The organism is Leptospira bouyouniensis (assembly GCF_004769525.1).
Classification (GTDB): domain Bacteria; phylum Spirochaetota; class Leptospiria; order Leptospirales; family Leptospiraceae; genus Leptospira_A; species Leptospira_A bouyouniensis.
The window spans coordinates 1-14384 of record NZ_RQFT01000005.1; the positions used below are offsets into that span (position 1 = coordinate 1).

At 33.5% G+C, this 14384-nt stretch carries 13 protein-coding genes; all 13 read right to left on the reverse strand.

The genetic code is table 11. The features are described from left to right. Positions 1 to 383: 383 nt before the first annotated feature. Positions 384 to 1274 (reverse strand): DUF6602 domain-containing protein, encoded by an 891-nt coding sequence (locus EHQ43_RS06065; RefSeq protein WP_135770399.1) that lies wholly within the window; start codon positions 1272 to 1274, stop codon positions 384 to 386. A gap of 183 nt (positions 1275 to 1457) precedes the next feature. Then, entirely contained in the window at positions 1458 to 1907 is a 450-nt protein-coding gene (locus tag EHQ43_RS06070) for a hypothetical protein (RefSeq protein WP_135770400.1), read from the reverse strand. Between the two features lie 2 nt (positions 1908 to 1909). Beyond that, a complete protein-coding gene (locus EHQ43_RS06075; RefSeq protein ID WP_208730946.1) occupies positions 1910 to 2419 on the reverse strand; it encodes a hypothetical protein in 510 nt (169 codons plus the stop codon). Between the two features lie 369 nt (positions 2420 to 2788). Further along, positions 2789 to 3235 carry a DUF3806 domain-containing protein gene (locus EHQ43_RS06080; RefSeq protein WP_167481755.1) on the reverse strand — a complete coding sequence of 149 codons (447 nt, stop codon included), beginning with the start codon at positions 3233 to 3235 and terminating at the stop codon, positions 2789 to 2791. 315 nt (positions 3236 to 3550) lie between these two features. Continuing rightward, a complete protein-coding gene (locus EHQ43_RS06085; RefSeq protein WP_135770402.1) occupies positions 3551 to 4381 on the reverse strand; it encodes an SDR family oxidoreductase in 831 nt (276 codons plus the stop codon). Between the two features lie 270 nt (positions 4382 to 4651). Further along, positions 4652 to 5740 carry a UvrD-helicase domain-containing protein gene (locus EHQ43_RS06090; protein ID WP_135770403.1) on the reverse strand — a complete coding sequence of 363 codons (1089 nt, stop codon included), beginning with the start codon at positions 5738 to 5740 and terminating at the stop codon, positions 4652 to 4654. Then, complete coding sequence (locus EHQ43_RS06095) at positions 5727 to 7319, reverse strand: ATP-dependent nuclease (protein ID WP_135770404.1); 1593 nt, start codon at positions 7317 to 7319, stop codon at positions 5727 to 5729. The genes EHQ43_RS06090 and EHQ43_RS06095 overlap by 14 nt, the downstream gene beginning before the upstream one ends. Positions 7320 to 7534: 215 nt before the next feature. Next, entirely contained in the window at positions 7535 to 8245 is a 711-nt protein-coding gene (locus EHQ43_RS06100; RefSeq protein ID WP_208730949.1) for a hypothetical protein, read from the reverse strand. A 203-nt stretch (positions 8246 to 8448) separates the two neighbouring features. Continuing rightward, a complete protein-coding gene (locus tag EHQ43_RS06105) occupies positions 8449 to 9447 on the reverse strand; it encodes a hypothetical protein (protein ID WP_135770406.1) in 999 nt (332 codons plus the stop codon). A gap of 216 nt (positions 9448 to 9663) precedes the next feature. After that, the gene (locus EHQ43_RS06115) at positions 9664 to 10368 is read right to left on the reverse strand and encodes a hypothetical protein (protein WP_135770408.1); all 705 of its coding nucleotides are present in this window, start codon (positions 10366 to 10368) and stop codon (positions 9664 to 9666) included. 366 nt (positions 10369 to 10734) lie between these two features. After that, complete coding sequence (locus EHQ43_RS06120; RefSeq protein ID WP_135770409.1) at positions 10735 to 11316, reverse strand: hypothetical protein; 582 nt, start codon at positions 11314 to 11316, stop codon at positions 10735 to 10737. A gap of 270 nt (positions 11317 to 11586) precedes the next feature. Continuing rightward, positions 11587 to 12933 carry a hypothetical protein gene (locus EHQ43_RS06125; RefSeq protein ID WP_135770410.1) on the reverse strand — a complete coding sequence of 449 codons (1347 nt, stop codon included), beginning with the start codon at positions 12931 to 12933 and terminating at the stop codon, positions 11587 to 11589. 181 nt (positions 12934 to 13114) lie between these two features. Continuing rightward, positions 13115 to 14050: a HEPN domain-containing protein gene (locus EHQ43_RS06130; protein WP_135770411.1), complete on the reverse strand. Its 936-nt coding sequence runs from the start codon at positions 14048 to 14050 to the stop codon at positions 13115 to 13117. Positions 14051 to 14384: the final 334 nt, after the last annotated feature.

Sequence of the window (14384 nt, forward strand, 5' to 3'; positions counted from 1 at the left end):
TACTGAGCACAAAGCTGAGTAAAATTGACGTCATTCTGGAAGCTATCCAGAACAAATTGAAATCTTAAATCCACGGTATTATTCTCCTTCCAAGGCATCCCCAAAGCCCTCCTGTAAAGGTGATCTAAAGGGAATAGAAACCTGAAAGTGTTACCTATGTCTTGCTACAAAAGTGTTACCCATGTCCTGAGGCATACATTTTGCCTATAGCGTATAACGAACTAGGGGAGACGACGTTCCTCGTAGCTGAGCCTCGCAGAGGCGTTAGCGTCGGCGCGTCTTCTTGCGGAGCGAGAAGCGTGACGGAGAGGAATGTGGCGAAGCCCAAGCGAGGCCTCGTGCCGAAGCGAAGCGTTTCCCCGCTGTTATACGCTGTGGCAAATTTATAGATATCTTGTTCCTGGTAAAAATCTTTTTATAGGGTATTCTATTTTTATACTAGGTAAAGAATTAAATATTCCTGCGGTGTAGTCTTCGAAATATGAATAATTTTCAATATTTACTACTCTTTCGGATAATAGTGACAGAAGTTTTGCGGTAAATAAAAGAAGACTATCTTCTCCACAATTTATTTGTTTTAGATATGGAGTATCTATTATTCTTTCTTCCCCATTTATTATTACATTTTTTTCTTCTATGTATTTAAATATAACTACTCCAGCTTCAAGTAAAATAATAAGATCTGGCCAATCGTCATCTAGGACTTCAATTTCTTCCTTCGTTAACTTATCAATGGAATATTTTTTTCCTCCGTTAAAAAAGAAGCCGATACTTGCTGATCTATCTGGAATTATTAACATACCCGATTGTACAATACCTGACTGCAATTCGTAGATACTTTGTTCGATTCGTTGTAGTTCTTCTTTTATGGTTGGATGGTAGTGTTTGGCAATATTCGTTTCTCTAAGTTTATCTGTTTTTAATTTTAGATCGCTTAACTCATCTTGGTTAAAATTTGTTTTAACTTCAACACAAGCTCGAACAGATTCCGTAAAATAAATGCTATTCCCTTGCATTTTAATAGAGGGATAATTATGAGAATCCCAGATTACAACATCCGATTGTGAGGATTCGGATATCATTCCGTGTACAATGCCTGATCCTATATCAAATCTTTTTGGTAAAATTTCTCTTAAATACCGATCGATTATTAGTTCACGGTGGTTTCCATTGATATTAGAATTGCCTGTAATTGCTTGCTTTGATAGAGCCATTAGCTCACCATGCTTTGCTTTAAAAAATTCTTTTAATTTGTTTTGAATTGGTAGAGTCATTTTTTTGCCATTGCGTATAACGAACTAGGGGAGACGACGTTACTCGTAGCTGAGCCTACGTAGTAGGCGTTAGCGTCGGCGCGCCTTCTTGCGGAGCGAGAAGCGTGACGGAGAGGAATGTGGCGTAGCCCAAGCGAGGCCTCGTGCCGAAGCGAAGCGTTTCCCCGCTGTTATACGACGTGTCTAAAGTATATTGAGTAAGTTTTTGATTTCAATGTATTTTTCATTCTTTGATTCCCAGGGATCTGCGTCGAAAAGTAAGTTTGAAAGCCCAATTAAATTTCCTGAAGCTGTTTTTACTATTTGAGCAGATGGAATAATGTTTAGAAAAATAAATATATTTTTAAATGGTATAGTTTGATGTATTTCAATTAATTGGCATGCTATTTTTCTCAATTCAATAGCTCCGTCGTTTACAGTTTTAATGAGATCCTTTTTCTTTGAATTACCATCTACTAATCCGTAAAGATTGCTTGTGTATACAAGATTATAACTTATTTTTCCCTTAATTATCTGAAATTCTTTTAGCGCGGCGAAAACAAAATTATTTAAGATTTGAGATATAACTAGGATAAAAGTAGCGGAGATAATAGTTATACTTGATGATTGGATTAAATATGATGTATTTTCCATGTTTAAGTAATATCAACCTTGCTATAGATAGTTTTTGCCGAAGTTATCAGTTCTTTTGTTATGGATAGATTCCAAGCTCTCATTGTTTTATGCCACCGTTTAAATTTCAAAAATTGATTCCAATTAATTTCTAAAATTCTTTGTAATTCAAATTCATTATTAAATATTACAATCAAAACAAATTCAAATTTTTGCAATTCTGGATTATTGGAATCTGGGTCATTTAATCCATAGAATACACCTGTTAAATTTCCAGAAGTAGCTTTGATACTATATCGTTCGCCTTTTTTACTAATAGCGTCTATATTTTGGGTACCTGGTGGGGCAGCTTGAAGATTTGGCAATCCAGGTGTTTTATTGTATGTTTCTATTGAGATAAATTCAGCTAAATCACCTAAGATATTTTTCGTACGTATGATTTTTCGATTTTTTAACTCTTTTATTATTTCTGAGTAGAGATTAACTATATCTTCGTTTTTTAAATCTTTTAGTATCATTTTGATTTTAGACATGTCGTATAACGAACTAGACTTACCGAAGTTCCCTGACCCTGAGTCCCGAAGGGACGTTAGGGACTGGCACGTAGCTTGCGTATGCGAGCGAGTGACAGAAAGGGAATTTGCCGGAGGCCGAGCGAGGGCTTGTCCCGAAGCGTAGCGGTAAGACGCTGTTATGCGACGTCTGAATTTTCTTATCAATACTCACGTATTAAATACATTTGGTTTTGCTAAAGATTCCATTTCATGGAATAATTTTAAATTCTATTTAAAATTTTATCTAGTTAGTTAGTATAATAATTAACTGAAAGATATACTTATTTATATGATTATTTTCAAGATAACTTATTTTAATGATATATCGACTAAATAGATATTTTTAAATTAAAAGGTTTTGTAATCTTTCAAATTCTCTTTCATATGTTTTTCAATTTGTGAGATTAGATACTGAACATCAATTTTTTCATTATTTTCAATTATTTTTGAAATTATAGTAATTACACCAATATAGTATAATGTTTTCTCTATAGAAATAACTAAATCTTTTCCATATTCATCTTCTATGGTAATCCATTTCATTTTGTGTTTTTCAACAAAATAATCTCCAAGTAAAACTCCAAATCCATATAAAATATATTCATTAGTATTTTTATTTGTCAGATTGATAGCATCCTGTAACAATTCTATAGATATTGGTTTCGAAATTTCCTTTTTAGTTTTCTCTTTTATGAATTTGATTGCTTCATGTCTTAAGTAATTTAATTGCTCTTTTTCTTCGTTAGAAGGATTGAAAATTGCGATATTTTTATCTTTATAAATAGGCTGAGGCATTAAGTCCATTGTTAGTGAAATTTATAAGATGCTTAAAATTGTGAAAATTCTTTTTTTCATACTTTGATTCTAAATAGATTTTTTCAGATGTCGCATAACGAACTAGGCTTATCGACGTTGGTCGTAGGTGAGCCTGCTTTGCAGGCGTTACCGTCGGCGCGTTTTCTTGCTAAGGCAAGAAACGTGACGGAGACCAATGTGGCAAAGCCCGAGCGAGGGTAAACGAAGTGAATCCCGAAGCGTAGCGATAAGCCGCAGTTATGCGAAGTAAAAAGGCATTTTCTTATGGTATTTTTTATTATAAAACTAAACACCTCATTTATTCGGTGCGAGTTCACCATACCAGTAAGAAGCAGTCACTCCACCATCCATAAGAAAGTCACTGCCAGTGATAAATGTTCCTTCAGGTCCCATCAATAAGGCACCAACTGCGCCGACCTCATCAGGGGTACCAGCACGTCCAGCCGCGGATAGCTCGATCATATGACGATATCCATCACCGCGTGGACCTTTAAGTTCATCTCGAGCAAGTGGAGTGTAAATTATTCCAGGACTAATCGTATTGACTCTTGCGCCGCGTTTACTCCAACGCACTGCTTCGGCCATTACTCTCAACGAGTTTCCGCGTTTTGAGATTTGGTAAGCATAGAGTGGATCAGTTATCAAATCCAATTGGAGCATGGGAAGATCCAGTAATTCATCGGCGGGTGTAATAGCCAGTGCTTGGTTTAGTTCAGGCGAAAGTGCCGGCAGGCGATGCCCTGATTGTGAAGAGATAACCACGCAAGATCCGCCTAGTGCGATGACATTTCCGAATTCTTCCAACACTAAGGCTGTACCATACAAATCAACTTTTAAAATCGTCTCAGGCGTTGCCTGAGACGGTGAAACTCCAGCCGCGTGTATAACGCCTGTAATATTTCCAATTTCAGAAGATTTCTGGACGAGAGCGCGAATTGAATTGCGGGAGGATACGTCGACTATTGATGTGCTTACATCAAACCCTGCATTCCGCATTACTTCAGCTGCCGCATCAGCATTTTCTATTTTCAAATCAGCCAACAATACATGTTTACCATAGCTAACCCGTCGGGCGACAGCCTGGCCAATCGATCCTGCACCAATAACTACAATTACATTTTTCATATTTTTCTCCACCATTAGACCTGTTCATACAAGTATCGGTTATTATGAGATATGCAAAACTTTTCCATATGGATTATTTGGCTTTTTATTTCGCATAACGAAATAGCCTTAACGACGTAGGCTGGCCCTGAGTCCCGGAACGGGACGTTAGGGACTGGAACGACACTTGCGTAAGCAAGGGGAGTGCCAGAAGCCTATGTGTCGCAGACCGAGCGAGGGCCTGTCCCGAAGCGAAGCGTTAAGGCGCTGTTATACGCAGTGACTTGGTTATTAAGGAATATTTTGATATTGAGTAATATTTATTAAGTCTGATTTATTTTCATATAAAAAAGCTACGCTAAATTTTGCACGTGTAATGGCGACATAAAGCTTAGATTTTGTCGAAGTAGCAAGTTTCTCTATTTTACCTAGTTTTAGAAAATCATTTATGGGACCATTAGGTAATATCAAGACTCTTTCAAAAGTAAGTCCTTTGACACTTCCAAAGTTTAGAGCGTTTCCATGTAAAAATTTAGTTGATTTTGAATATCGGAGTACGACTGGATTATATTTTTTTAAATATACTTCGAGATCGGCAAGTTTTAGAAAAAATATTCCTGTGTGCTCTACTATTTCTTCTAATTTTGATTTAGTCTTTGGATAATTTGGATATAAATTATCTGCAAATTGACAAATAGTCTCATGGCATCTATAGCTAAAGTTACGATCAATTATTTGGCATTTTCCAGTAGTCTCCCAGTCCTTAAAAAGGTCGACAATGCTCTCGCCTCTGAATTTTTTATATTTGGCAGAATTGTTTGTGCTGAAAACACCTTGTCTAGGATCGCCGACGAAATGAATTTCAATGTTTGATTCTAATAATAATTCAATAAAATCTAGATCATAGCCCGCCAGGTCTTGGATTTCATCTATACATAAAAAATCATATTGTTGCTCGAGTCGTTGAATAACTAATCCATTCGATTTTTTGTTTATTTCAATGATAAATTCACTAATTTTATCGCTATAGATATATTTTCCGTCAAAGAAGAAATATTTTTCTACGTTTGATTTGTTTGCATATAGAGCAGATTTACCTTCTACAAAAAATAGAGACTCTATTCTGTTTTTTTCATATAAGAAATTTTGATAAGGTCTGGCACATTCTCTTATTAAAAATGAATACCAACTCATTATTTCAATGTTTTTGGGAATGCATTGATTCTTTTTGATAAATTTCTTTTGAATTTCATTTAAATTTTCTGTAGTATAAGTGGTAATTAATCCCTTTCTCTCTTTTTCATTTATTGCGTTATTAACTAAGTAAGTTGTCTTACCAGAGCCAGCGGAAGAGATATGAATATACTTATTGGAAGGCATCTAATATATATTTAGGATAATTAATCTTCCTATCGGATTTAAAAATTCTTAGTGCGACATCAGTTTTATTACCTACCATATATTTTATTAGATCATCTTTTGAACTGAATTCTTTGTCTAAAATTTTATTTAGGATGTCTAGTTCGTTGACTTTAACTAGCTGTGGCTCGAGAGTTGGACTGGAAATATCTGAATCAAATAGAATCCTTATAAACTGGAAATTTTCAAAAGCTTTATACTTTTTCTTAATAGCATCAATGTTTTGATCATTGTCCGTTAATACTACAGTTTCGATTTTTAATCTTTGAGAGATTTCTAAAAATCTTTTAAATGCTAAGGAGTTAACAGAAATTACATCGATCCCATCGTCAATTGGAAGTTTGTTATTTAAATCAAAATATGCTCGTTGAACAATTAATTCATCAGAGGGACCTTCAACTAAAATTGCTTTTCTACCTAAGATTAGCCGCAATGTCTCATATCCAGGTAGTTTTTCAAAATAATCTGAAGTATCACTTGGGATATCGTCCAGTCGTAAATGAGAATTTTGACTAAATAAAATTACATTTTCTAATCTTAATTTGTTAAGTACGTAACTACTATGAGTAGTAATGAATACCTGCTTTCCTTTACATTTTTTTTCTATATAATCAATAAGCTTTGACATATTTGTATAAGATAAATGATTCTCAGGTTCTTCGATCAAAAAAACGAATGAATTTGTGAGTGAATTTTCGAGTGATACTTTTATTTTTAAAGTACTTTGTTCTCCTTTCCCTGTATATGTAAAAGGGATATCAGCTAAATATGGAATGATTCCATTCTCCCAAGATGACTTTGCAGAATTGTCAACAGAAATTGATAATTCTTTGTCACTAACTTCTCCATTTAATTTTTTCAACTCATCGTTTATTTCTTTAATTTTTGGATTCTCGGCAAATTCCTCTTTTAGTTTTCTAAAAGCTAGAGAAAGGTCGACTTTTTCTTTTGTAGTAAGTTTGTCATTAATTAGTCGCGATAAATATTTGTCAGTTCCGCTATTGTTCTTTATTAATGAGGCGTCGATAAAGCTTGATCCAAATGGTTGGCTTCGGTGAGTTATCGTGTTTCCTGCAAAAGATATCCATTGAGAAGAATAATACTCAGTTGGTAAAGTCCTTACCTGGGAAGGATCTTTAATATATTCTTTATACTCTTCTGAATATGCTTGATCAAACTCAATTTTGAGAGCTACTCCAGGTACATTTAATTTTAAAGAATTGTTGGTCCCTTTTAAACTTGTTAAATTTGAAAAATCCTTGAAATAAATTTCTATTTTAATTGATGGTGGTGGAAGTATGTTATCCGTAGGCAGTGAGTTTAGATATTGATCAGTAATTTCTTTGTTAAATAGATAAGGAGAAATTTCATTTTGAATTAATTTACCATTTAACGTTGCCGTTAACCCAAGATGCATTGCCTCAAGGAGAGAGCTTTTTCCAACATCATTATTACCAACAATTATATTTAATCCTTCTCTGAGACTCAGATCACAATTCTTTAACGATTTATAACCTTTGATTATAATTTGATTTAGCATTATTTTTAATTCCTATTTGGAGTTTGCAAAGTCATTGCGTATAACGAACTAGACTTACCGAAGTTCCCCGCCCCTGAGTCCCGCCGGGACGTTAGGGACTGGCATGTAGCTTGCGTAAGCAAGGCGAATGCCAGAAGGGGAATTTGCCGCAGGCCGAGCGAGGGCTCGTCCCGAAGCGTAGCGGTAAGTCGCTGTTATGCGAAGTAATTTTATTATTAAATAGCTATACCAGCATAGATGGTAATATTAAAGAATTTTCTAGTTCCATAGTCGCTTTTATCACTATATAATTGATCAAAAATGTAATCACTTGGTAAACCATTATAATATTGCGGAATGAAAGTATAATGATTATTGATCTTACTTGCGGAAAGAATTCCATAATTAATTTCTGTACCTAAAAGAATATGTTCAAAAAATTCTTTTCTATATCCTAATCCGATGCTAAATAAGTATTTATCAGATGAAGTGGTAGTTTTTGAATACGGTAGAACTTCGGAATTATTTAGAAAAATTTTGAACTTTCTATTATCTTCCTTATATCCTGTTAATAAACCTAACTCTAAATTTGAATATAAATTTCCAAAGAAAAAATACTGAGTTTTAATCGTAAAAAGGTCATTGAATTTGGTCTTATTATTTTGAAAATAATCAACTGAATTATTGGAACTTTGATTTAAGTTTTCACTAGAATTGGATTTTTCACCATTTCTTAATGAAATTCCCAAGTATAAATTATTCGTTATGCCATAAAGTATATTGAATCTTGGTTTCGAATACATAAATGTACTAACGTAAGTGTGTATTCTTTTTCTGTCTTTAATTGGATTGCTTTCTGAAGTAGTTTCTGCAAATACAGAGCATGGTAAAACGTAAAAGAATGATATTATTGTTAGAATATGGGTTAGATTTCTTTTTATTTTCATTTTTTTTTTAAATATATTTTAAATTATTTCGCATAACGAACTAGACTTACCGAAGTTCCCCGAACCTGAGTCCCGAAGGGACGTTAGGGACTGGCACGTAGCTTGCGTATGCGAGCGAGTGACAGAAGGGGAATTTGCCGGAGGCCGAGCGAGGCCTTGTGCCGAAGCGTAGCGGTAAGTCGCTGTTATGCGTAGTTTGACTTCTAATCAATTATACCTTCTTTTTTTTCCCATTTTTTTAGAAACATATCATCCCAAATATCTAATATATAAAATTTTCTTCGCTTAGATGGTATCTTTGATAATAATTTATTGAAACTGGTTATTAATTCTATTTTTGAACGAATAGTAATTTTTTTATCTGTTAGTAAAATAAATTTGATATCGGAAGGGAAATCACTTGTCTCAGCAATAAGTAGTCTAATTTCAGAACGTAGAGTATCCCAATTTATGTGTTCTTCATTTTTAGAGATATAGTAGTAATTGAGAATTGTTTCTTTATTAGAATCTAATTTCCAAAATAGTCTAAAAGATCCTTCTGAACCTGGGATTTCAAATTCTTTTTTTCCGTTATCGAAATAAATTGAATGCTTTGTATAAGTACGTTGCGCTTCAAGCCTGTCGATTCTCGCAATTCTTTCGAATCGTTCAGATAAATTATTTTGTTTTTCTTTTTTTGAAATTGGAGTAATTTGATGTTCTATCTCTTTTGTTTCGCGTTTTTTTAACTTCTCTAATACTGGATTATCAATTAGATCAGGTGTTTCGAATATTTCTTTTATAAAAGAATTTAATGAGTCCGAGAAGATTTTAGCTCCTTTGGCCGAATTGTCATATATTATAGTTCTATAATCTTTTAAATCAAAAGGTATGAATTCTTCGCTTTGAGCTATTAATATTGTTCTATTGCTTAAAGCATGTCGTACACCTAACTCATAAAAAACATTGGGATTGAAGTCCGTTAAATCTGCGATCACTATATAGCTATTTGCAATTTGATTTACGATATCAGAAATTATAGATCCTGGTTTTTGTATTTCATCGGCGCGTGTTAATTTTAGCTCAAAATTTGAGTTTTCGATTGCCGGTTTGATTATGAAATCCAATGAATCCTTAAATTTTTGATATACATCTGTCCCTTTTTTACCAATTGGTGAAATCAAAAATATATTAGTTGTTTCTTTCTTTTTTTGTTTTGCCATTTTTATTTTTTTATTAGAATTTGTCAAATTACGCATAACGAACTAGACTTACCGAAGTTGTCCGACCCTGAGTCCCGGAACGGGACGTTAGGGACTGGCACGTAGCTTGCGTATGCGAGCGAGTGACAGGAGGACAATTTGGCGTAGCCCGAGCGAGGCCTTGTGCCGAAGCGTAGCGGTAAGTCGCTGTTATACGATGTTTGCAATGTTTATTGCTTAATTTATAGTTTGTAATTCCGTTTTGAAGTTATTTAAAACTATTTCTATTTCTGAATCTATTTCATTTTCAAGTGGAGTGATGTCGTTTGTCCAGCTTAACGAATTGGGAAAATTATTTATTTGTTCATAAAGTAGCAACAGTTTATGTATCTGATTTTTCAATTCTAATACTGATTTATTGATGCTCAAGCTTAAGTAGAGTTCATTTTTTAAATAGTATGAATGAAATGTATTCCATGTTGACCTTGCTTCATGGAAATCTAGCATTCTTAAATATTTATTCATTTTATTTATTGAATTTTCTCTATTCTCATCGAAATTAGCGATTATTTCGTTTATTTTACCCTCCACTACCTTTCTTTTTTGTAGAAAATTTTCAATATCCTTTTTTGAATATTCTTCGAATGTTAAGTTTCTAGTTAAACCGAATAGACCTCTGATATTTGAATAACTATCTAAGCGATGTGAATATAATTCAGAATAGACAATGTTTCTTTTTTCAATATATATTCTCTTCTGAACTAAGTCTGTTTCGAATTGATGTTTAATTTCTTCGAGGGTTGCGCTTAGTTTGTGTTTATGATCTTCCAGAGAGTGATTGAATAGATTTCCAACGTATTGTTTGAAAAAAAACTTTAATATGCCAAGAGTTACTCCTGAACCTATTATCGTTGATATAATATTTTCCCAGTTTATAGTCATTATTATGATTTTTTACTTTTTGTTTTTTTTTAGAAATTAATTTTTGCAAATATCGTATAACGAACTAGACTTACCGAAGTTCCCCGACCCTGAGTCCCAGCGGGACGTTAGGGACTGGCATGTAGCTTGCGAACGCAAGGCGAATGCCAGAAGGGGAATTTGCCGGAGGCCGAGCGAGGGCGAAGTCCCGAAGCGAAGCGGTAAGTCGCTGTTATGCGACGTGGAATGGCTAACGAAAATGTCTGATGTGATGTTCGAATCAAAAAAAAAATATTTAATTTTGAGAAATGTAATTCGAATTAAAAATTACAATTCAATTAAAAGGATCCTTTAACTTTCTATTTAGTCTTTTATTATCTACTTAATTTAATTGAATTTTTCATCATAAGTATTTTGCCACTCACACTCTAAACTATCAAAGCTTCCGATATTATCATGTTTCTTATTTACTATTTTAACATAATATTTAAAATCACAGAAGGCATTCGGCCACCGACCGTTCATATCTTTACTTGCAATAAAATTTCGAAATCCTTCATCCGCTGGATCCTCATGAATATAAAACTCAATTAATATTCCCTTCTCGAAAAACAAGGCAAAATCTATTGTTTTTGTAATATAAGCCTCCTGTATCCCAGGATATTTTTTTGACTCTTTCTCATAATAGTGGTAATCAAGTAAAAAATCAACATACCCAACTTTGCCATTTGCAAATTTTCTTGGCATAGGGGGTTTATACGTTAAGCGATGCCGGTAACCATTCCCTAGCATTTCCAAAACTTCATGTTTCGTCATTCCCTTTTTGATCTTTCGAATGTCTTCCTTTTTTATCATTTCATCCGAATCTTCGTTGTAACGATCATCTACTTCTTCACAAGAAATGAATACGGCGAAAACCAATATGACTGCAAAATTAAGATGATTACTTTTTCTTATATGCATTTTCATTTAATTAACATCTAATTGTAATAAAGTATAAAATAATTTAAATCTGAAGTAATTATTTATTTATTTATTAAGATTAAAGATAGTTTTATATTCATTGAATTATTTTTCCATGTCGTATAACGAACTAGTGGAGACGACGTTTCTCGTAGCTGAGCCTCGCAGAGGCGTTAGCGTCGGCGCGTCTTCTTGCGGAGCGAGAAGCGTGACGGAGAGAAATGTGGCGCAGCCCAAGCGAGGCCGTAAGTGCCGAAGCGCAGCGTTTCCATGCTGTTATGCGTAGTGCTCTAATTCACTAAATTTTTTATTTCTTATTGTAAATTTTAAAGTAAATCCATTAGAAATAGAACCATTCCACTGAATTTTTTCTAATTTAATATGGTGTAGATCGGTAAATTCTTCTTTAGGTTTCGTTACTTTTAATGACTTTGAAAATGATTTTGAAAGTTGATATCCTATTGCTTTGAAAAATAGAATATTCACGTAGCGATTGAATTCCTGTAATGTCTCAAATTTATTCTGAGTATCACCAACATGTAAAACTAATTTCAGGATAAATGCTTTTTCAGGATTACCATGAATATAATAAGATATATTATTTTGGAAGTTTCCTTTGCTAATGCTTATTTGGGGCGACAATGCTGTCCAATAATCTTCTTCAGAAAATTTCCTATAATATGCTGTTTCTATTCCCTCTTCCTTGAGAAAGTCCTTGGCAAGCTGTGGATTCCAGCCTTCATTTAACTTAATAATCCTATTTTTGTTTTCTTTAATATTGGTTTGGAATTCCTTAATGTGTTTAAAGGATAGATCCAGATTCTGGCTGGGATTATCTAAAATACTTAGATGAGAGATCCATCTAAGTAACCAAGTTGTTTTGAAGTGAAATCTTTTAATTGCCTCTAATTTTACATTTCTGTTGAGCTTTTTGTTAATAAATAATCGATCAATACGGTTGAATGTATTTTCGTAAGCTATAAATATGTTAAGAAAAAAGAGGAACGGTATGAATGATAAGGTTAGTAATATTGGTGTAGTAAATTCTAATAAATTATCTTTGCTTATGAAAGTATCTAAGTTTGAAAGAATTTTATAAATTGAATATGCTATGATAACTATACCGATTAGTATTAATAGTTTATTTGTAAACTTATAGATTGTAGTATATTCTTCTTCCTTTTTTGTTTCGGTAAAGAGGTTTATTAGAATTAAAAAAACAACCACCGGAAGGAGGAAGATTTCGATGACGAAAGGGAAAGTATATACGCCAGATAGAAATTCTACTATGACGACTAGTTTGAAACTTTCTAAGAATGTGTCTTTAAAAAAGGAATATTTGTTTTTGACAGAGATTAGTTTTGAAATCGCAGAAAATACATATGTCAAAAACCATAAAGTTGTATTTTTCGCCTGACTAATATTCCATAACTGAAGATAATTTAGGAAAATAGTAGTAAGACCAAGGTATAGTATTATTATGAGAAATATGATTAGAATCTTTTTTCCCAATAGAAGTTTTGTCAGTTTTAATACGGCTATCCTACCTTCCTTTTTAAGGATTAAGTAAAAGAATAATACTGTTATCCAAAATCCAAATGCTTCTTCCCTTGAGTTTAACATTTTTAAGTTTATTTTAGAGCATTACGCATAACGAACTAGGGGAGACGACGTTCCTCGTAGCTGAGCCTACGTAGTAGGCGTTAGCGTCGGCGCGTCTTCTTGCGTAGCGAGAAGCGTGACGGAGAGGAATGTGGCGCAGCCCAAGCGAGGCCTCGTGCCGAAGCGAAGCGTTTCCCCGCTGTTATACGCTGTTTGAAAGTTTATAAGGTGAGTCACCAAATCCAATGGCATTTAGCTTTGAAAATAAATCTTTTTTTTCTGGAAATTTTCCAAGTAAAGAGGATATTACTCTTTTCAGATATTCTGTAGTGATCTTAGTATATTCGAGAATTTCATAGAAATCTGCCTCGCCGTTATGAACTAGTTTTGATCGAAGATTATATGCTTTTTTCATTTTCTCGAATATTGCTTGTGATTCTTCTGGTGTTTCTCCGATTAGAACCGCTGTGCATCTAGCCAAAGTATAGCTTATTTGATCTTTTCCTGTATTGAATAATATTTCAAAAGCAATTAGTATACTTAAAAATCGCATATTATCATTTAGATAGTATGATAAATCTAAATAATTTCTAGAAGAGTTAATATAACTCGGAATATCCAATTTATCAATATTTTTTATTAAATTTAGAAGATTTGGATATTCCAATTTGAATTTTTCATTAGTTACAAATCCAATTTGTCCACCTAGATGAGCAATTGCTTTATATGTGTTGTTGTCATTCGTTAGGTAAGCAATATGGAATTCAGGAACTTTTATATATCCAGAACTAATTATATTGATATAGGATATTTTTGAATTTATATCATTACTTATTTTCTTTGCATCATCTATTAGTTTACTAGGCCAACGAATACTGGAAATCGGTATTCCTGAATCGTTGCATTCTACTTCTGAGTTTGGAAGTTCAACGTATAAATAATAATAGTGATCTTCAGCTGTAGAAAAATAATGGCCAATTTCAAAAAATCTATCTCTACCGGATAAAGTGTAAAAGAATTTTTGGACATCTATAAAATTTAACGTATTGATTTCAACGGCTAAGGTATCTTTCAATAATAATACTTGATCAGATGCATTTATGAAAGGGGCAACTAAAAATAACGGTTTCTTATTCATGATTTTTCAAATAGCGTATAACGAACTAGACTTACCGAAGTTGTCCGCCCCTGAGTCCCGGTAACGGGACGTTAGGGACTGGCATGTAGCTTGCGCAAGCAAGGCAAATGCCAGAAGGACAATTTGCCGCAGGCCGAGCGAGGGCTAGTCCCGAAGCGAAGCGGTAAGTCGCTGTTATACGCTGTGGTTTTTGTTACAATAACTTAAGTATTTTTCCTAAGACAAAGTATAGTTAATTAATTAAATAAAGTTAAAAAAATTAAATTTTATTCATTTAGATCAATTTAGCTATTTAAGTAAAATTAAATCTTTTGTTATAGAATTTAAATTGAGC